Raw genomic sequence first — 19,369 nt, forward strand, 5'->3', positions numbered from 1 at the left:
TTCTCCATTATGATAATTCGAGCTGTTTTCTCAGCTCTTGTCTCACTTCTTCTAATCCTGGTCCATCTAACTCAAAGTAATACACATTCCCAGGCTGGTAATCGTGCCCTTTTAACTGGATGGTATCCACTGATTTTAATGAACTCAGTAAAGGGAATAGACCGATCAACTGTTTCATGGATAAATTGGTGGAGACGTTATCTCCAAGTGTATCAATGATGTTGTCATAAGACGGTATGGACGAAATGGATTTGGATTTTTCAAAGATGGCTTGAAGTGCTTCCATTTGGCGCTTTCCGCGCATGAGATCACTATCTGCCTTTCTCGTTCTCACAAACGCTAATGCTTCTTCACCACTGAGCGTATGCGTGCCTGTTTCCACATGAACTTTTCCTTTTGAATCCTTTTCCATTTGTTTTGCAATACCTTCATCTTCAATCGTTACGTCAATTCCATTTAGCTCATCGACAATGTCTTGAAACGCCTTAAAGTTTCCTGCAATCACATAGTCTACCGGGATGTTTAACAAATTCTCTACCGTTTTGACTGATAAATCTGCACTCCCAAACGCATGGGCGTGAGCAATTTTATCATATCCTCTCCCCGGTATATCAACATAAGAATCACGAGGAATACTTAGGAGCTTGATCGTTTTGTCTGTTCGATTCACCGTCGCCAGTAAGACCGCATCACTTCTTGCTTCGTCTACCGTTTCACCTGGACGGCTGTCAATCCCTAAGAGCAGCACCGAAAAGCTATCCTTTCCTGGATCAAAAGCTTTCACACGCTTTTGCGAGGTCTCTCCTCTTTCTAAAGATACTTGCGTTTTATTCGACGCTTTTGAAATTTTATAGTATGCGTATCCTGTGACAGATACTGCCATGATCATGACAAATGCCATGATAAACAGCACGACTTTCACCCAAGGTCTTAGCCTTCTTTTTGATCTTGTTTTCTCCTTCATCCTTTCCGAACCCTCACTCTATCTTAGTCTCACAATGTAGGTTCCACTATAACATATTTTGATGAAAGTTTCCTGCATGCAACATATTTTTATGTATCCACAATAAAAAGCTGCTCGATAGGAGCAGCTTTTCATCCATTACTTTTGTTCAATTCCTTTTTTCACTTCATCAATCATCGCATTCAATGATTCAAGGCCACCGCCTGCTAAATACCACATGTCAGAGTTTAGATACACCACATGATTGTTTTTAACCGCTTTGACTGATTTCACATAATCATTTTCCACAAGCTGTTTCGCAGACGTTTCTTCTCCAATCGCCGCGCCGCGATCCACGACAAATAAGTAATCTGGATTCGTTTTGACCATATATTCATACGAAATGCTTTGTCCATGTTTATCAGATGGCTCTAGCTTTTGATCTGCTGGTGTGATGCCAAATACATCATGGATCAGACCATATCTTGACTTAGGACCAAATGCCGTCATTTTGCTGTCGTTCGCCATGATGACGAGACCATTTTTCTTTAACTTTTTGGCTTGTTTCTTTAATGCAGCCACTTTTTGGTCAATGGCAGAAAGTTCTTTTTTGACTTTGTCTTCCTTATCAAAAATCTTCCCTAATGTTTCAGCATTCTTTTTAAATGATTCCATGTAGTTTGCGTTATCTACATCCATATAAATCGTCGGAGCAATTTTAGAAAATTCATCAAATGCATCTGCTTGACGATGCTGAATAATGATCAAGTCAGGCTTGATTTCTGCAATTTTCTCAAAGTCTGGCTCTTTTAAGCCGCCGACATTCTCATATTTGTCACTTTCATATTTAGATAAATAGTGAGGAATCACTTGTTTTGGTAAGGCTGTCACGTTGACACCAAGCTTATCAAGTGTATCGAGACTTCCCATATCAAAGACGACGACTTTTTTCGGGTTTTTCTTGATTTTTACACCGTCTTTATTCAACATATCCTTTACTGTTACGGTTTCCTCATTCGTTCCCGCTGTTTTTCCTTGGTTACCACAGGCAGCAAGGACAGCAATCGCTGTTAATACTGTTATCATCCAAATCCATTTTTTCATGATTGATCACCTCTTCATTTTTTCAAGAAAAATATAAGCAAATACGCTCACCACGAATGACTTCGATCGGTATGCGCATGTCATAAATGTGTTCAAGTGCTTCTGTTTGAATCACTTCATCAACGCTTCCTTCTTTGATTACCTGACCCTCTTTTAAGGCGACGATGTGATCTGAATAGACAGATGCAAAGTTAATATCATGGAGAACAACAACAATCGTTTTTCCAAGATCTTTGACGAGCTGCTGAAACAGCTTCATCATTTCAACTGAATGGTTCATATCTAAATTATTTAAAGGCTCATCTAAGAAAATATAATCCGTATCCTGAGCCAGCACCATGGCAATAAAGGCTCTCTGCCTTTGTCCGCCGCTTAGTTCATCTAAATATTGATGCTGGATTTCGACGAGTCTCATGTATTGAAGCGACACATCAATCATGTTCTCATCTCCTTTTGTCAAGCGGCCTTGAGAGTAAGGAAAGCGGCCAAAGCTGACAAGCTCACGAACGGTCAGACGCACACTCATGTGGTTCGACTGCTTCAAGATGCTCATTTTTTTCGCAAGATCCTGAGGAGAGTACGCTCGATAAGGTTTATCCTCTAAATAAGCTTCCCCAGTATCAGGTTGAATCAGGCGGCTCATGATGGACAAAAGCGTACTTTTGCCTGCGCCATTTGGACCAATGAGAGAGGTCAGCTGTCCTTTTTTTACACTGACAGTTGTTTCGTGAAGCACTGTTTTTCCGTTATATGTCTTACTGACTCCCTTCATCACGACCATGAACGACTCTCCTTTAAAAGTAAATAAATAAAATACAGTCCGCCGACTAAATCAATCAGCACACTAAGCGGTGTTTGAAACGTAAATACCTTTTCCACAAGAAATTCCCCGCCTACAAGCGCAATGACACTAATGAAAAACGAGCCTAATAGCAAGTACGTGTGCCGATATGTACGAAACAGCTCTCTTGCCACATTGACAACGAGTAAGCCAAGAAACGTAATCGGGCCGACGAGGGCCGTCGCAATAGAAACAAGGACGGCAATGACGATCAGCATCTTTTTTGTGATCCTGTCATAGTCAATCCCGAGATTCACAGCCTGTTCCTTTCCTAACGACATGACATCTAATTTCGCGCGGAAGGTCCATATATAAAGACAAAATGCCGCAAATAAAAGAGAAGCGAAGAGTAAAATATCTGTGTTCATGTGATTAAAGCTGGCAAAGGACTTGTCCTGTACGACTTGGTATTCATTCGGGTCAATGAGCATTTCCATAAAGGAAGAAAGACTTTTGAACAATGTTCCAAACACAATCCCGACAAGCAGGAGTAAGAAAATATGCTTGTTTTTGCGCTTGAACATGACCGTATAGAGCAGCACAGAAAACAGAATCATTAATCCAACGCAGAGAAAGAAATTCAGGTTCTTATTCGCGATCATCAAATTGGTCGATCCAAAAAGATAAATAATTGCCGTTTGCAAAAACAAGTAAAGCGCGTCTAACCCTAAAATGCTTGGCGTTAAGATTCGGTTATTGGTCAATGTTTGAAACACAACAGAGGAAAAGGCAATCGCGCCTCCTGTCAAAGTCATGGCAAGCACCTTTTTTAAACGGCTCGGCACTGTGTACTCCCAGTACCCCATTTGAAAGGTGACGAAGATGACAACGAATACGACTGCAATGGCTGCAATGAGAAATAATGTTCGTTTCTTATGCATAGCGCTTCCTCCTTAATAACATGTACAGGAAGATCGCACTTCCAATGATGCCGACCATAAGCCCGACAGATATTTCATATGGATAAATGATCACTCGTCCGAGCACGTCACATATGAGCACAAAAATGGCCCCTAATAAAGCCGTATGCGGAAGGCTCTTTTTCAAGTGATCCCCTCGGTAGATCGATACAATATTCGGAATGATTAAGCCGAGGAAAGGTAGCATGCCAACAGTCAAAATCGTTACAGAAGTAATCATCGAAACAATCACCAAACCAACTGCCATGACACGTTTATACGTTAAACCTAAATTGACGGCAAAGCTCTCACCCATACCAGCCACTGTAAAGCGGTCAGCATATAAATACGCGATGATCAATAGAGGAACACTCACATAGAGCAGTTCATAACGCCCCTGAACAATAAGAGAAAAATCCCCTTGCAGCCATGCGGATACGTTTTGGATCAAATCATATTTATAGGCTATAAACGTGGAAATTGAACTAACAATTCCGCCAAACATTAAGCCGACTAACGGTACGTAGATCGTATCGTTCACCTTAATATGGCGTAGAATTTTTAAGAATAATAGATTGCCAGCTAACGTAAATAAAAACGCAATCGCCATTTTCATCAGCGGGCTTGCCTGTGTAAAAACAAGCATAGCGGTTAAAATACCCAGCTTGGCCCAATCCATTGTTCCTGCAGTCGTTGGAGAGACAAATTTATTTCTCGTCATGCTTTGCATGATAAAACCGCATAAGCTCAGGCTCATGCCAGCAAGCACAATACTCATCAGCCGCGGGATGCGACTTGAAAATAAGGTGTTCATTTGTTCATCTGATAGATGAAACAACTGTAAAAGAGACAGGTCCTGTACTCCGACAAACAGCGACGCACATGCCAAACACACAAACAACAAACTTAATTGGTACAACTTCATACAGGGTTCACACTTTCTATCAAGCTCTCTGCCACAAATGATTATCATTATCAATTAACGGCAGTTCATATATTATCATATTTAGTGAAATATTCAATAGTAGAATGAGAAAGGGTGAAAACTGCATAAAAAAACAGCTTTTAGGATCAGCTGCTTTTTTACACTTCAATATTCAATTGAAACTGCCCTTGCAGTTCCTCTTCAGCCTCTTGAAATAACTGCCGCAAATTCTCTGCATAATCACCAAGCTCGTCTTTGCTTGCTTGATAATGAATCCATGTAAGCTCTACAGGCAAGCTCACTTCTCCTGTTAAACAGTCCCAAAGGGCATCAAGATTTTTCCCGTAATGATCAGGAAGTTGTAACACTGTTTTTAGTTGATCATGAAGCTCCTCTTGTGATCTGCACATCGCTCCATTTAGCTGTACTTTTTTCATTTTCCTCCCCCTCTTCTGTCTTTATTTTAAACGAATTGGAGAGGAAAGAGAAAGAATCCATTTCACTTTTGCCTCTCTCTGAAACTTAAACTAAACAAGATCAGACAGGCTGCCAGCACGAGCATGAAAAAGAGCGTTAACACTGTCTGAGTACCGTACATATCAGCAAAGAGACCAACGAACACACTTGGTATGCCAAGACCTAGATACGCAAACAAGTAATATCCAGCAACGGCTCTAGCCGCTTCCTTCTTCCCTTTCTCAACAATCAGCTGGAGACCGCCTAAGTAAGTAAATCCATAGCAAGCTGTGCCCGCTAAAAGAGTTCCAGCAAGGACAAGGAATATAGACCCGCTATTAGCACCGAATAACAGCAGGCCATATCCGCACGGAAGACAAATAAAACCGATACGAAGCGCTGCACTGCTATTCATCTTTCGGACAAAAGGCTGCATCAGAACACCTGCCATATTAATAAAAAACAGCGCCGGGCCTACCCACAATTCATAGCCATTTAATTTAAGCTGTGCTGGCAAAATCGAAATGACAAGACCGCACACAGACCATGCGATAGCAATGGCTATGTTCGCAGGCATTGTCCCTTTTGGAAACCTCGGCATGTTCATTAGCGGTTTACTTGCATCCCCTTGTACAGGCGGCACCAAAAAGAATACAGCAACAATCGTCAACATAATCAAGACCAACACAATCCAATAGCTAAGAGGCGTCAGTGACACTTGCTCAAAAGAAAGAATCGCTGTAAAAAGAGCACCTCCACCAAATCCAATTGAACTGCATAATGCGATAAACGTTGGGATCCAGCCCGATTTCTCTGGATATAAAGCAATCAAGTAGGCAGTACATGTGCCAACACTTAACCCAAGTCCCACTCCTTGCAGCAGCCGGGCGACAAAGAGCATTTGTATGGTCGGATGCACGATCATGAGCAGGGTGGCACATAATGAAAAGCAAAGAGCGATCAATAAAATCGGTTTTCGTCCAGCCCGGTCAGACATGCCGCCAAGTAACAGTAATACTGGAATCAGTCCGAAAACATACGCAGCAAACACAAGGGCTGTTGACGCCTTTCCGTATCCTGCCTGCTCTGCATATTCCGTATAAAGAGGGACTTGCAGGTTCACTGCTGTTGTAATCATAAAAAGGCTAAATAAAACGAACACAAACGGAATCATGGATAGCTGTGCTGTTTCTTCTTTTGATGCAGGAATCATGGGACTCTCTCCTCTGTGTAAATGATATGAACCAGTGTACACATCATTTGGATTTCTTCCCACATCCAAAAATGAAGCTATTGACCAGTCCATAATTCCATGTCATCATCAATGATGACATGACAAAGGAAAGAAGGTGCACTGTGTACATTCATTTAGACCGTTCCAGCTCTACCCCGCTCTGGCAGCAAATCGTCAATGGCATCATTCAAAAAATTCATACAAACACACTGAATCCTGATGATCAGTTGACTCCGACAAGAGTATTAGCACAAGAGCTCAACGTATCTCGATCCACCGTACAGCTTGCCTATGATGAACTGCTAGCAAGAGGCTATGTCAGCACCTCTAGAAGAGGCGGGACAAAGGTCATTTCAAGTAATCACTATGCTGCTTCTCCCCCACATCAAAACGAACCGCCTTTTGCACTTCCGACAAGACCTCACTTTGACGAGGCTGAAAAACAAATGGATCACTGGCTCTCGGCCAATCAATTTCATGACACACTTGAGATTGATTTCCGCCATCAAGAACCAGCCATCGACGACCATTTTCAAAACATATGGAAACGCTCGCTTCTAAAAGCACTACAGCGCTTAAATATGAAGGATTGGGGCTATTCTTCTCCGCATGGATTATGGGAAGTGCGTTCAGAAATTCGCCAATACTTATCGGTTGAACGCGGCATTGATATAGAAGAAGACCAAATGGTGTTAACAGGGGGCACACAGCAAGCCATTGACTTGATTTCACAAGTCATGCTCAAAAAAGGAGATACAGTCGCTGTTGAAGATCCTGGTTTTCCTGGAGCTAGGTTATCCTTTTTACATCGCGAAATGACTATTTACCCCGCACCAGTCGATGAAGAAGGAATGATGGTGAATACATTGCCAGAACGTACAAAGCTGATCGCTGTAACGCCCTCTCATCAGCGGCCAACCGGTGTCTGTATGAGCGTCAATAGAAGACGGGAGCTGCTGCAGTTTGCTGCGAAGGCTCAATCTTACATATTAGAAGATGATTTTGATGGGGATTATCGTTATCATGGCGGACCGCTTCCTTCTTTATTTTCAGAAGCACCCGATCATGTGATCTATATTGTCAGTTTTTCCAAGGTGCTTGCACCAGGCATCCGCCTTGCTGCCATCATCGGCTCCAAAGCAGTCATCAAAGAAATCGCTGCACTGCAATCACTTATTCAAAGACAGCTGCCGATCATGGAGCAAATCACTCTTGCCTCTTTTTTCAGAGAAGGCGAGTTTACGCGATATGTCAGGCGGATGAGACAGATGTATAAAAAACGGCAGGCAGCGATGATGGATGCTCTTTTGACACATCACTTTGACAAACACTTCCGTTTATATGGAACCGATACAGGCCTTCACGTCTTTTTGGAAGGAACATCAGACTTTGATGAACAAGGTACGATTGAGGCCGCAAAAGCGGCAGGTGTCGGCATTTATCCATTAAGCCCCTATTGTTATGAAAGCAAAAGGAAAGGGTTGCTGCTTGGTTTTGCCTGTACGGATGAAGCCATGATTCAAGAAGGTGTACGCCGATTAAAGCAAACACTGCACATCTAAAAAAGCCTGGAAGTCTCTCTTCCAGGCTTTTCATTGTGATTGCTGAACGTTTCCTACTTCTTCAATGAAAGAGGCTGTCTCTTGCAATCCATCTTGAAAATATTGAGTGGCTGACATAAACAGCTTTTCTTGATCAGGACGCTTCAACAGCTGCTCTACCTTGCTCATTCCTTTTTCAAATGAAGCAAGACCTGTCTTTAATTGTTTGTCTGCCTTTTGATACACAGCTGGCACTTCTTGATGAGTAAGCCCTTTTTGAATGACACGGTCGAATGCTTTCGTTGCTTTTGTCAATTTTTCATTGACTTGAATTTTTCCATGTCCATCCGAAATAAATTGATCGGTCATGTTTTCATATGCTTCATTTAACTCATCCATATAACGCTGAACCCATTGTTCATACGCAGCTTCTTTTGTGTTTTGTTTTGAAGGCGGCTGACCTGCTTGATTGCAGGCCGTGAGTAGTGTCACTGTCACGGTAAATAGCAGCATCAAATGCCATCGTTTTTTCATACACGGCCCCCATTTCTCTTTCCCATTTGTTCATATCGGTCAAATATGATCAACTTTTACCTCATACGAACACCTTGCAAGAAATGACTTATTTTTATTGTAACAGACCGCATGTATCACTTCTGTGATTTATGCGGAAATGAATGAAAATCCTTCTAATGGTTCACATTTCCCTGCCATTTCATGATGATACAGTCAATAGACGACGAGAAAGGCACATTTGGTTTCAATCTAATTCATCTTCGCCATTTTTTCTCCAATAAAAAAGACCCCTTTCGGCGCCTTTTATGATCCTACCCATTTATTGCAGCTTTCCTTTACAAGCAATCTCCAGCTCTTCTACCACTTCGCCATCTTGAATGAGATATGCTTTTTCATGAAGATTCACAGCAGGACAGATGTGATTCGGAATAACTTGCACCTTCTCACCGATCTGTACACTTTGACGAAAGCCTTCATGATAGATAATGGCATGCTCGTCAAATACGCTTGAAACAAATACATCATCATATTCTTTCACTTTGCCTAAGCCCTCTGTTTTGGTCAGCCCTTTTGTACGTGTTTGTGCCGTAAGCCCCTTGGCCCCTACATCTGTAATCACCCGGCGCTCTGTCGGTTTACTAATGACCGTCGTCAGCACAGATGCTGCACAATGTGAATATGTGCCGATTACATTGGACTGGGAAGCATCCATCAAGATGTATGTGCCTGGCCGTATTTCTGTGACTCCTTCTGGAATATCAAATTGAAATAAAAATGGCGGTGTTGATCCAATACTGACGACCTCTATCGGCATACCAGCTTCTTCTGCAATCTGCGCAAAACGGAGCGTTCGATTTACAGCCTCATTGTATAATGTATGGCAATGTGCTTTACTTTCGGCTTGATACGTATGACCATCATGAGAAAAAATCCCCTTTAAATGAACGGCATCACTTGTTTGAATCGCCTCTAATATGTGGCAGAAATCACGTTCTTCAATGACACCAGACCTCCCCTCTCCAACCTCTATCTCAATTAAAACCTCCGCTTTGTTCTCTGATTCACGAAAGACTTGCTCAATCTGCTTCACATGCTCAACACAATCTATACCGAATGAAATCTGTATCGACTCTGCCAGTTTGCGAATCCGCTTGAGTTTAGTCTCACCTACAATTTGATTGGCGATAAAAATATCCTTGAGCCCATGGGCTGCCATTACTTCAGCCTCTCCTACTTTCGCCACCGTAATGCCAGATGCACCTTTCTCTTCCTGCAGCTTGGCAAGTGCAGGCGTTTTATGCGTTTTCGTATGAGGGCGCAATTTGACATGCTGACGGTCTGCGTATTGCTGCATCGCCGCTACATTCTCCATCATCACCCTTTTATCAATGAGTAGTGCCGGCGTATCCAGCTCTTCATACATCATCCCCATGACCCCTTTCATTGTATAAAAAATTATACGATATAGATAAATTATATATTTTTTTATACGATAATCAATGGTTTTTTCTGCAAAAAAGTGATGGCAATGAGTAAGCAGTCCAGCGGCTGTCTGCCGCTGGTCTCTCACTAATAACGATTACGAAGTTCTCTTAAGATAAAATCATACACAAGGTTGAGCTGCTGTTCCTTTGGATACAGCATAAATTCTTGTTTCTTAGGAAGACCTCCATCAAGTCGATCTTGAAATTTCGTTCGGAGATACGCTGTTCGGTGTACCTGACTCTCAAATGACTTATATGAGACATCTAGTTTGACCGATTGCTCATTTGTAAAAGTAACAACCGTGTCTCCGAGGGATGATTCCTGAAAGATATGAATGTATTTGTGGGAGATCCATCCGCATTGAGGGCGGTTGGATGAATAGGTTGGGAAGAAATACAGATGATTGGATGAGTCAATCACGATGGGAGGCTTATGAGATATTCCTGTTACTTCGTATGTTCCCGCTTTTCTGCCTGCATAGCTTGAGCCAAAGAACCTGCAACTGCGTTCTATTATTTGCAGCGGCTTTAATTCAACGTAAAAGCTTGTCTCTCTTTCGATCACTTTTGAATATACTCGTTTTCCTTCTTCAACCGGAAGGACCGCCATTGTTGTTTGATTAATGACGTATGAATCTAATGGTGTTTCACTAATTCCTGACACTTCATTTCCTCCTGTGTTAATTTTTGGTTATTTTAGATACTATTAATCTATCACCAACGTATAAGAAACGACAGGATTTTTTCAATATTTATTTAAAATTATCTTTTTATCATATTTTTTAGTACATTCGATCTATCTAAAAGCCATTTTTAAAGATATATCGTATCTTGTCGACTGGACAAGGGGTGTCGATATGGCTCAAAAATAAATTGTCTAAAAATTATAAATTCTTGTTGATTTTTTCTCCGCCAATCCATATACTATAAAAAAGGCATCGGGGGGATTCTTTATGAAAGAGAAAAAAACGTATGCTGAGCTCATGAAGTCCCGCAACACCCAAAAAACCGAAGAGAATGGCGTTACTATTTTAGACATTTATATTCAAATGGTTTTAGATGAGGCGCTTTATAAACAGCGCTTAACCTTCCTTAGAGAAGAGATTGACAAGGCGCTAGATCAGCGTGATGAAAAGCGTTTTAATGACCTGTCAGCTCAATATGCAGAACATTGCTTACATCAATCATGATGATTTTACTTGCGGCAGAGAGACAGAAACTTGTCTCTTTACCGCAAGTTTTTTGTTTTTATCCATTTAATATGGTTCCGCCATTCACATGAATCATTTGTCCATTCATATAAGAAGAGTCTTCGCTCGCTAAAAATAAATAACTCGGCGCTAACTCTACTGGCTCACCAGGCCGCTCCATTGGGACATCTCCACCAAATTCAGACACTTCCTTTTCCGTAAATGTGGATGGAATCAGCGGTGTCCAAATCGGTCCAGGCGCTACCCCATTTACCCGAATCCCTTGTTTGATAAGAGATAGAGATAATGATCTTGTAAACGTTACAACCGCCCCTTTTGTCGATGAATAATCAATTAAGGTTTCATGACCTTTATAAGCAGTGACCGATGCTGTATTAATAATACTGCTTCCTTTCTTTAAATGAGGGAGCACCGCTTTTGTTAAATAGAACATGGCAAATATATTCGTTTGAAATGTCCGAAGAAGCTGGTGAGAAGTAATCTGTTCAATGCTTTTTTGCGGATGCTGTTCACCTGCGTTGTTGACCAAAATATCAATCGAACCGAAAGCATCTTTTGTTTGTTTGACGACCTCGTTTGAAAAAGCTTCATCCCCTAGGTCACCTGATATTAAAATGACGCGGCCTCCCATTTTTTCAATATAGTCCTTCGTTTCTTTCGCATCACGATGTTCATTCAAATAAACAATCGCTACATTGGCTCCTTCTTTCGCAAATAAGACAGATACTGCTCTTCCAATCCCGCTGTCTCCACCTGTGACAATCGCCGTTTTCCCTGTCAGCTTTTTGCCTTGCACCTCTCGATCAAAGATAGGTCTAGGGTTCATTTTATATTCAAGTCCTGGACGTTCGTTCTGATGCTGAGGCGGTAACGTTTTCTTTGGCTGCTTTGTTGACACGTCAGGCCACTCCTTCCTTTTTATCTCGTTTATTTTTATGTGTTGCTCATTTTTTTATGTATTTCGCTCTTGTTTTCACTAAAATGTATGATTTTCAGCATCGTGGAAAAATTATACACAACAAGTGACTGGAGGCGACAACATGGAACAAGAACATAAAGGATCGGAACAAGCAAAGTCATTATGGCTAGCTGATAGTGAGAAGCCCTCTTTTCCTACTGTTAGCGAAGATCTTACAGCAGATGTCATCATTGTCGGTGCCGGTATTACCGGTATCGCTACTGCATTTGAAATGACAGAACGCGGACTGGATGTCATCATCATAGATGCTGATCAAGTATTGCAAGGAACCACCGGACATACAACAGCGAAAATTACCTCCCAGCATGATGTGTACTATCATGAGCTGATTCAGCATATTGGTATGCCGAAAGCCCGTTTATATGTAGAAGCAAATGAAAAAGCAAAGGAACTCATCCAAGCACGTGTGAAAGAGTATGATATTGATTGTCATCTTGAGGTAAAAGATGCTTATCTTTATACAACAGAAGAAAACGGCGTCAAAAAGTTAAAGAAGGAATTAGATGCGTACAAACAGCTCGGTATCGATCGCGAATGGAAAACAGCGCTCCCGTTTGATGCTGGCATCAAGGCAGCCCTCGCCATGACGCAGCAGGCACAATTTCATCCTCTTCATTATCTTCATGCACTGATCGATCAGCTCATTGACCGAGGCGTACGCATATTTGAACAGACAACGGCAGTCGATGTAAAAGAAGGAAAACACCCTGCTGTCATCACAAAAAGTGGCCATCATCTGATGGGGCGCTCTATCATTTCATGCTCACACTTTCCTTTTTACGATGGCAAAGGACTGTATTTCACGCGAATCCATCCTGAGCAATCTTATGTCGTCGCAGCCAAAACAAAAAAACCGCTCCCAGACGGCATGTACTTAGGAATTGATCAGCCTGCCCATTCATTAAGAACGGCGAAATTCCATGGAGAAGATGTCGTGCTCATCGGTGGACAAGGCCATAAAACCGGACAAGGCGGAGATGAATCCGCACACTATGAAGCACTAGAAAAGTTTGGTGAAGCCACCCTTGGTATAACGGAAGTCCTTTACCGCTGGTCCACGCACGATATGGTCACAATGGATCAAATCCCTTACATTGGCCGCCTGACATCGCATCATTCGAATATTTTTGTGGCAACAGGCTTTAGAAAATGGGGCATGACCACAAGCCACGTAGCAGCGACACTGATCGGAGATTTGATCGAAGGAAAATCGAATCCTTACGAATCCATCTTTACTCCATCAAGACTCGTATCAGACGCATTCGTAAAAGACTTTATCAAAGAAAACACCAATGTTGCAGCAAAGCTGATCAGCGGTAAATTAAAGCGAGCTGATCAAACAATTGATGATTTAAAACCGGGTGAAGGCGGCATTGTATCTTATGAGCACAAAAAATGTGGCGCTTTTAAGTCAGAGGACGGCGGTATCTTTCTTGTCGATACAACCTGTACTCACTTAGGCTGTGAAGTCGCGTGGAATAATAGTGACCGCACGTGGGACTGTCCTTGTCACGGGTCTCGTTTCTCCATTACGGGAGAAGTAGTAGAAGGTCCGGCGAAAAAACCACTAAAAAGGTCATATAAAGAACAGTAAAATTTCACTGTTTCCCCTTTAAAAAATCCAATATTATCCGATAAAAAACATAAAGTCTGATATTTTTGATGATCATGGGGGGACAAACACATTGTTATTTAAAAAAGAGAGTAAAAAGAAAAACACTGCTTTTTTCACACAGCAGGATGATGGGATAAAACGAATCAATTTTCCGGAGAATACGGACATTGCCAAACAAATTAAAATGATTGATTTGACGCAGCAAGACCTTTTTATCTTGAAACAGCTGAATCCAATCGTTCAAGATGAAATTGAACATATCGTCGATAAATTTTATAAAAACCTAGAAGTCGAGTCTTCCTTGATGCACATCATTCAAGATAACAGCTCAGTCGAGCGTCTAAAGAAAACACTACGCATTCATATTAGTGAAATGTTTGCTGGTGTGATTGACGAATCTTATGTGGCCAAAAGAATTAAAATTGCACAAGTTCATTTAAGAATTGGACTTCAACCTAAATGGTATATGGCAGCCTTCCAAGACCTATTGCTATCCATTATGGATTTATTTGCCCAGCATATCCAAGATTTCAAAGAATATCAGACGGCAGTGAAAGCGACGACGAAAATTTTAAATCTAGAGCAGCAGCTTGTCCTAGATACGTTCCAAAACGAATACTCTAAAGTTCGTGATGAAGCAGAAGTACAGCAAAAAGAGCTTCATACAAAAATTACAGAAACATCTAATTCGCTTGCTTCTCTCTTCTCAAACACAACAAATGCAGTGGACAAACTTGTATCAAAATCTGATGAGATGGCGGACATGTCACAGGCTGGCACAAAGATTTCAGCACAAGTTGAAGAGAAATCAATTGGCGGTAAAAAAGAGTTAGAAATTCAGCAGACGCAAATGAACCAAATTGACGGCAGTATGACAAAGATTGAAACAGAAATTAAACGCTTAGAAGAAATTGCAAAACAAATTGAACAAATTTTTGGGATTGTCACAGGTATTGCGGAGCAAACGAATTTACTATCTTTAAACGCTTCAATCGAATCAGCTCGAGCAGGTGAACATGGCAAAGGCTTTGCTGTCGTTGCAAACGAGGTTCGCAAATTATCAGAGGATACAAAGAAAACGGTTTCAACTGTATCTGAGCTCGTCAACAACACAAATTCACAAATCGCCATTGTGTCACAGCATATTGCTGATGTGAATTTACTTGTGACAGACAGTAAAGAAAAAATGACCCAAATCAACTCGCTATTCGATGATATCGTCAGCAGCATGAACTTAAGCAAAAACCAAAACGGAAAAATTGAAATAGATTTGCAAACATTCCTAAACGAATTGAAAGAAGTCAAACAAACAGTGTCCCAAGTGGCAAGTTCGGTCGAGTCCTTAACGAGTCTGACAAATCACTGATCCAGTCATTCTTCTTCTGTTTTAGTATAATAGAAGAAAAGATAGAAAAGGCGGGATTTGATTGACAGCAATTTGCCTAGTCAGACACGGAGAAACCGATTGGAATGCAGCAAAACGAATTCAAGGACGAACAGATATCCCTTTAAATGACACTGGTAAATGGCAAGCGGAACAAACCGGTCTTTACTTAAAAGATGCCCACTGGGATGTTGTCATTTCCAGTCCGCTATCAAGGGCAAAAGAAACAGCTCATTTGATTTTACAGCATGTACATGCACCGCTCGTGATCATGGACGATTTTATTGAACGTGACTATGGCGACGCTGAAGGCATGTCATTTGAGGAACGTCAGAAACTGTTTCCAAATAAACAGTATCCAAATATGGAACCACTATCGGCACTTCAAGATCGAATGCTAGAAGGTATCGAAAAAGTGAGAGCAACCTACCCAGATCAACGGGTACTAATCGTAGCACACGGTGCTGCCATCCATGCCTTACTCACCTCACTAGCTGACGAACAGATGGGTATTAAGGATACAAGACTTGAGAATGCCTGCTTAAATTATGTGGAATGGACAGATGGTGAATGGAAGGTGAACGATTACAACGTGGTCAGCCATTTAACACAATCTGCCCCTTCTTAAAGAACCTGTTTCCAAAGCAGGTTCTTTTTCATGTCAAAAATAATGATAAAATAATATTTTTTTATATCGAAATTCGAAATAGATGATAGCCTTTTCTACCTATTTTATGGCATTTCGGGTATCGAATGTTTATCCTCAAATGGATCATGAGAAAAAAAGCACGATTCCTTTTTAATAGAAAACCGTTGGAAATACAGAATAAACATATTTTACCATCATTTCCAAGCGACTTAATTCCCTATTTTTCGCTAGGACTTCCACAAAAATTCGGGTCTACTCTTATTTGCCTATCTCTATTAAACTGAAAATACAGAATAATCAAACGGATCATTCTAATAGACTACGGATGATTATTCTGAAATAAGAAAAAGGGATGTGGAATGTGCGTGAAAAAGAAAAATGTGATGACAAGTGTTTTATTGGCTGTCCCTCTTCTGTTTTCAGCAGGGTTTGGAGGCTCGATGGCAAATGCCGAGACTGCCTCAAAGTCAGAAAGTGAAAAAAGCTATATCGTTGGCTTTAAAGCTTCTGCCACCACAAACAGCTCTAAGAAACAAGCAGTTACACAAAATGGTGGGAAATTAGAAAAACAATACCGCCTCATTAATGCTGCACAAGTGAAGATGTCTGAACAAGCCGCAAAAAAACTTGAACACGACCCTAGCATTGCTTATGTAGAAGAAGACCACAAAGCAGAAGCATATGCACAAACCGTCCCTTATGGTATCCCTCAAATCAAAGCTCCAGCCGTACACGCTCAAGGTTATAAAGGTGCTAACGTCAAAGTAGCTGTCCTTGATACTGGAATCCACGCCGCACACCCTGACTTAAATGTTGCAGGCGGTGCTAGCTTCGTCCCTTCAGAGCCAAATGCCACACAAGACTTTCAATCACACGGAACTCACGTAGCCGGAACCATTGCTGCCCTTGATAACACGATTGGTGTTCTTGGGGTTGCGCCAAGCGCCTCCTTGTATGCCGTTAAAGTGTTAGATCGTTACGGCGATGGACAATACAGCTGGATTATCAGTGGTATTGAATGGGCTGTTGCCAATAACATGGATGTCATCAATATGAGCTTAGGCGGACCAAACGGCTCCACAGCGCTTAAAAATGCTGTAGACACAGCGAATAATCGCGGAGTGGTTGTCGTTGCCGCAGCAGGGAATTCAGGTTCCACTGGCTCTACTAGCACCGTAGGCTATCCTGCAAAATACGACTCTACGATTGCTGTTGCCAACGTGAACAGCAACAATGTCAGAAACTCATCTTCTAGCGCAGGTCCTGAATTAGATGTTTCTGCACCTGGTACATCGATTTTAAGTACAGTACCAAGCAGTGGATATACATCTTATACGGGAACATCGATGGCATCTCCTCATGTAGCAGGAGCAGCAGCGCTTATCCTTTCTAAGTATCCGAATCTATCAACTTCTCAGGTTCGTCAGCGCTTAGAAAATACAGCAACACCGCTTGGTAATTCGTTCTATTACGGAAAAGGATTGATTAACGTTCAAGCAGCTTCTAACTAAAATAAGTGTGACAAAAAAATCCGGCTAACTGAGCCGGATTTTTTATTTATTGCTTTTTCGATGTTTCCTCTTTTTTCGCCGCTTTTTCCATATCGATGATTCTCTCCATCATCGTCGGGTGTCCATAGCGGAATATTTTCACTAAAAGTGGCGGATTGACTTGGGAAAGCCCTGATTTTGCAAGCTTTTGAAATGATGTCACCCCCGCCTCTCCATCTTTCGTCAAGTTCACGGCGTATTCATCAGCTGCACGTTCTTGATGCCTTGACACAGCATTTGTAAAAGGAGAAGCAGCAAATGACAGCATAGATACAATGATCAAAAGAAGCGGAAGAGCAGCAACGTCATGTGGTGCCTTCAGACGAAATGGAGAAGCGCCTTTTTGGTAAAGGGAAAAATAAAGACGGTCAATGGCAAAAAATCCAACCAGAGACAGTACTAAATATCCTGCTAAACCGATATACACATGCTTCATCACGTAATGTCCCATCTCATGCGCCATGATAAATAAGATTTCACGGTCTTTCAGCTTTTGAAGTGTCGTATCCCACAAAACAATACGCTTATTTTCACCAATTCCTGTGACGTAAGCATTCATCGTGTTTGTTTTCTCTGACATGTTGACTTCATATACATGATCTGCTGGAATGTGTGCTTTCTCTGCAAGGGTTAATATCTTTTTCTCAAGCGCCTGATCCTTCAATGGGTAAAAATCATTGTAGAGTGGATCAATAACGACCGGCTGTATAAAGAAGAGAAACAGTGTAACTGGAACAGTTAAACACCAAGCATACAGCCACCAAAATTTCCTTTTCTTTTGAATGAGCCAAAAGAACACAATGGCGCATAGAACAAGCAGCGGATATTGAATCCAAAAATCAAGCGTTTGGTCTTTTAGCCAGCTTGCCGTGCTTTGTGCTGAAACACCGTAGTGCAAGGACAACTGGTAGCTCACCCACTTGACCGGCAATGTGATCAGCATCGTCAAAAGTGACAGCACAAACACATACACAAGTTTGCTCAAAAAGTGAAAACGAGCTGCTTCCAAGCTCCAATCTGCTAATTTCCTTGAAAACCCAGAAATGAGCAAAAGGAAAAAGACATACCAATCTAAAGGAATTGTCATAAAGTACAACAGGTTACGAATGTTCGAGTAACTTCCACTGATCACAAGCTCATGGCTTGTCATAAATGTATGCGGGTCTGCACTTGTCCCTTTCACACTGTCAGGGACAGATGAATCCCCCATTAGAAATAAGTAAGAATAAATAAAAAGACCGTACAATATGTATGCTACCGTTGCAAGAGCTACCCATTTGCGTACTCGCACTGGCCAGCCTCCTTTCCATTTCTCTCTATTGTAATCACGCACGTTTTTGTTTAGAACCTGTCTCATGTGGCTCCATCATAGCATGCCCTATCTGAAAAAGCTTGAGTGAAAAAAATGATTATGCTGTTCAAAAATCGGAGAAACTAACCATAAAAAAGTGAGTTGGAGGTTCATCATGAAGAAAATCCTTGCAGGAATTGTGATCTTTGGGCTTTTACTGATTACCTTCTTTTATGTGTTCAGCCGGACAAGTGACATCTTCGATGAAAATCGAGCAGAGAAATTATTGCTTTCACCGACGAACCAGTCCATTTCTTATGAAATAGATGATAAAGATACAACTGAAGATCTAATTGAACAATTAAACAAAGGGAAACAAACAAGCAGCCATCTCAAAAAGAATGTAAAAAAGCCAGATTATATCGCCAAGGTCATGTTCGGACGGACAAATGGCACTTCTTTTCAGCTATGGACCAACCGCTCTCAAGTTGTTTTTTTAGTAGACGGCACCTATTATGAATTAAATCAAAAACAGTCAAATTCCTTTCGAAAACAGGTACAAGAAGCGATTCAAAAAGGAGCCTCTTCATAGGAGACTCCCCAGCGTGTAGACAAACCCTCGCATTCTTTGTCAGTCCTGCGTGCTGGTGCTCACGAATGTGACATTCGCTCCGCGCCAGTACTCGTCCTTCCTAGGGCTGCAAAGGTTTTCTATCACGCTGAAAAGAAGACAAAGGGCTAAAATAA

Annotated in this window: 19 protein-coding genes; 7 read left to right on the plus strand and 12 right to left on the minus strand. The window is 41.5% G+C overall.

What is annotated here, in order from left to right:
* Positions 1 to 7 precede the first annotated feature (7 nt).
* From FXF70_RS11335 to FXF70_RS11365, 7 genes are all read right to left on the minus strand, one after another.
* Positions 8 to 964 carry an LCP family protein gene (locus FXF70_RS11335; RefSeq protein WP_072368152.1) on the minus strand — a complete coding sequence of 319 codons (957 nt, stop codon included), beginning with the start codon at positions 962 to 964 and terminating at the stop codon, positions 8 to 10.
* 138 nt (positions 965 to 1,102) lie between these two features.
* Positions 1,103 to 2,047 carry a siderophore ABC transporter substrate-binding protein gene (locus tag FXF70_RS11340; protein WP_148780260.1) on the minus strand — a complete coding sequence of 315 codons (945 nt, stop codon included), beginning with the start codon at positions 2,045 to 2,047 and terminating at the stop codon, positions 1,103 to 1,105.
* A 22-nt stretch (positions 2,048 to 2,069) separates the two neighbouring features.
* Positions 2,070 to 2,828, minus strand: coding sequence for an iron ABC transporter ATP-binding protein (locus FXF70_RS11345; protein WP_146269907.1), 759 nt, complete (start codon positions 2,826 to 2,828; stop codon positions 2,070 to 2,072).
* Positions 2,819 to 3,769, minus strand: coding sequence for an iron chelate uptake ABC transporter family permease subunit (locus FXF70_RS11350; protein WP_148780261.1), 951 nt, complete (start codon positions 3,767 to 3,769; stop codon positions 2,819 to 2,821). Before FXF70_RS11350 ends, FXF70_RS11345 begins: the two co-directional genes overlap by 10 nt.
* Complete coding sequence (locus FXF70_RS11355; protein WP_017366964.1) at positions 3,762 to 4,712, minus strand: ABC transporter permease; 951 nt, start codon at positions 4,710 to 4,712, stop codon at positions 3,762 to 3,764. The genes FXF70_RS11350 and FXF70_RS11355 overlap by 8 nt, the downstream gene beginning before the upstream one ends.
* 158 nt (positions 4,713 to 4,870) lie before the next feature.
* The gene (locus tag FXF70_RS11360) at positions 4,871 to 5,149 is read right to left on the minus strand and encodes a barstar family protein (protein ID WP_025207101.1); all 279 of its coding nucleotides are present in this window, start codon (positions 5,147 to 5,149) and stop codon (positions 4,871 to 4,873) included.
* 62 nt (positions 5,150 to 5,211) lie between these two features.
* Positions 5,212 to 6,381, minus strand: a complete 1,170-nt coding sequence (locus tag FXF70_RS11365) for an MFS transporter (RefSeq protein WP_017360232.1) — start codon at positions 6,379 to 6,381, stop codon at positions 5,212 to 5,214.
* Between the two features lie 143 nt (positions 6,382 to 6,524).
* Here FXF70_RS11365 and pdxR point away from each other — a divergent pair, with 143 nt between their 5' ends.
* Entirely contained in the window at positions 6,525 to 7,964 is a 1,440-nt protein-coding gene (pdxR, locus tag FXF70_RS11370) for a MocR-like pyridoxine biosynthesis transcription factor PdxR (RefSeq protein WP_181566834.1), read from the plus strand.
* A 30-nt stretch (positions 7,965 to 7,994) separates the two neighbouring features.
* Here pdxR and FXF70_RS11375 read toward each other — a convergent pair whose 3' ends face one another.
* The 3 genes from FXF70_RS11375 to FXF70_RS11385 all read right to left on the minus strand — a co-directional run bounded on the left by FXF70_RS11375 (position 7,995) and on the right by FXF70_RS11385 (position 10,607).
* A complete protein-coding gene (locus FXF70_RS11375) occupies positions 7,995 to 8,477 on the minus strand; it encodes a hypothetical protein (protein ID WP_046343108.1) in 483 nt (160 codons plus the stop codon).
* Between the two features lie 301 nt (positions 8,478 to 8,778).
* Positions 8,779 to 9,885, minus strand: coding sequence for an alanine racemase (locus FXF70_RS11380; protein WP_148780262.1), 1,107 nt, complete (start codon positions 9,883 to 9,885; stop codon positions 8,779 to 8,781).
* 143 nt (positions 9,886 to 10,028) lie between these two features.
* Positions 10,029 to 10,607, minus strand: coding sequence for a competence protein ComK (locus FXF70_RS11385; RefSeq protein ID WP_017366958.1), 579 nt, complete (start codon positions 10,605 to 10,607; stop codon positions 10,029 to 10,031).
* A 289-nt stretch (positions 10,608 to 10,896) separates the two neighbouring features.
* Here FXF70_RS11385 and FXF70_RS11390 point away from each other — a divergent pair, with 289 nt between their 5' ends.
* On the plus strand, positions 10,897 to 11,133 hold the full coding sequence (locus FXF70_RS11390; protein ID WP_008348804.1) for an IDEAL domain-containing protein: 237 nt from the start codon (positions 10,897 to 10,899) through the stop codon (positions 11,131 to 11,133).
* A 58-nt stretch (positions 11,134 to 11,191) separates the two neighbouring features.
* Here the strand turns inward: FXF70_RS11390 and FXF70_RS11395 are convergent, their stop codons facing one another.
* Positions 11,192 to 12,052: an SDR family oxidoreductase gene (locus FXF70_RS11395; RefSeq protein ID WP_148780263.1), complete on the minus strand. Its 861-nt coding sequence runs from the start codon at positions 12,050 to 12,052 to the stop codon at positions 11,192 to 11,194.
* A 142-nt stretch (positions 12,053 to 12,194) separates the two neighbouring features.
* Here FXF70_RS11395 and FXF70_RS11400 point away from each other — a divergent pair, with 142 nt between their 5' ends.
* From FXF70_RS11400 to FXF70_RS11415, 4 genes are all read left to right on the plus strand, one after another.
* Positions 12,195 to 13,727 carry an FAD-dependent oxidoreductase gene (locus tag FXF70_RS11400; RefSeq protein WP_148780264.1) on the plus strand — a complete coding sequence of 511 codons (1,533 nt, stop codon included), beginning with the start codon at positions 12,195 to 12,197 and terminating at the stop codon, positions 13,725 to 13,727.
* A 25-nt stretch (positions 13,728 to 13,752) separates the two neighbouring features.
* Positions 13,753 to 15,114: a globin-coupled sensor protein gene (locus FXF70_RS11405; RefSeq protein WP_395947864.1), complete on the plus strand. Its 1,362-nt coding sequence runs from the start codon at positions 13,753 to 13,755 to the stop codon at positions 15,112 to 15,114.
* Between the two features lie 61 nt (positions 15,115 to 15,175).
* Positions 15,176 to 15,760, plus strand: coding sequence for a histidine phosphatase family protein (locus FXF70_RS11410; RefSeq protein WP_007497198.1), 585 nt, complete (start codon positions 15,176 to 15,178; stop codon positions 15,758 to 15,760).
* A gap of 386 nt (positions 15,761 to 16,146) precedes the next feature.
* Entirely contained in the window at positions 16,147 to 17,292 is a 1,146-nt protein-coding gene (locus FXF70_RS11415) for a serine alkaline protease SapB (RefSeq protein WP_008348814.1), read from the plus strand.
* A 46-nt stretch (positions 17,293 to 17,338) separates the two neighbouring features.
* On the opposite strand, the gene FXF70_RS11420 is transcribed toward FXF70_RS11415, so the two are convergent.
* Positions 17,339 to 18,622 carry a M48 family metallopeptidase gene (locus FXF70_RS11420; RefSeq protein ID WP_148780266.1) on the minus strand — a complete coding sequence of 428 codons (1,284 nt, stop codon included), beginning with the start codon at positions 18,620 to 18,622 and terminating at the stop codon, positions 17,339 to 17,341.
* A gap of 175 nt (positions 18,623 to 18,797) precedes the next feature.
* Here FXF70_RS11420 and FXF70_RS11425 point away from each other — a divergent pair, with 175 nt between their 5' ends.
* The gene (locus FXF70_RS11425) at positions 18,798 to 19,214 is read left to right on the plus strand and encodes a YhfM domain-containing protein (RefSeq protein WP_007497192.1); all 417 of its coding nucleotides are present in this window, start codon (positions 18,798 to 18,800) and stop codon (positions 19,212 to 19,214) included.
* Positions 19,215 to 19,369 lie beyond the last annotated feature (155 nt).

The sequence above is a fragment of the Bacillus sp. Y3 genome, from assembly GCF_008123875.1.
GTDB classification, from domain to species: Bacteria; Bacillota; Bacilli; order Bacillales; family Bacillaceae; genus Bacillus; species Bacillus altitudinis.

Bases quoted from the DNA above. Each gene is read 5' to 3' on its own strand.
- FXF70_RS11335 (WP_072368152.1), bottom strand. From the start codon at position 964: ATGAAGGAGAAAACAAGATCAAAAAGAAGGCTAAGACCTTGGGTGAAA.
- FXF70_RS11340 (WP_148780260.1), bottom strand. From the start codon at position 2,047: ATGAAAAAATGGATTTGGATGATAACAGTATTAACAGCGATTGCTGTC.
- FXF70_RS11345 (WP_146269907.1), bottom strand. From the start codon at position 2,828: ATGGTCGTGATGAAGGGAGTCAGTAAGACATATAACGGAAAAACAGTG.
- FXF70_RS11350 (WP_148780261.1), bottom strand. From the start codon at position 3,769: ATGCATAAGAAACGAACATTATTTCTCATTGCAGCCATTGCAGTCGTA.
- FXF70_RS11355 (WP_017366964.1), bottom strand. From the start codon at position 4,712: ATGAAGTTGTACCAATTAAGTTTGTTGTTTGTGTGTTTGGCATGTGCG.
- FXF70_RS11360 (WP_025207101.1), bottom strand. From the start codon at position 5,149: ATGAAAAAAGTACAGCTAAATGGAGCGATGTGCAGATCACAAGAGGAG.
- FXF70_RS11365 (WP_017360232.1), bottom strand. From the start codon at position 6,381: ATGATTCCTGCATCAAAAGAAGAAACAGCACAGCTATCCATGATTCCG.
- FXF70_RS11375 (WP_046343108.1), bottom strand. From the start codon at position 8,477: ATGAAAAAACGATGGCATTTGATGCTGCTATTTACCGTGACAGTGACA.
- FXF70_RS11380 (WP_148780262.1), bottom strand. From the start codon at position 9,885: ATGATGTATGAAGAGCTGGATACGCCGGCACTACTCATTGATAAAAGG.
- FXF70_RS11390 (WP_008348804.1), top strand. From the start codon at position 10,897: ATGAAAGAGAAAAAAACGTATGCTGAGCTCATGAAGTCCCGCAACACC.
- FXF70_RS11400 (WP_148780264.1), top strand. From the start codon at position 12,195: ATGGAACAAGAACATAAAGGATCGGAACAAGCAAAGTCATTATGGCTA.
- FXF70_RS11425 (WP_007497192.1), top strand. From the start codon at position 18,798: ATGAAGAAAATCCTTGCAGGAATTGTGATCTTTGGGCTTTTACTGATT.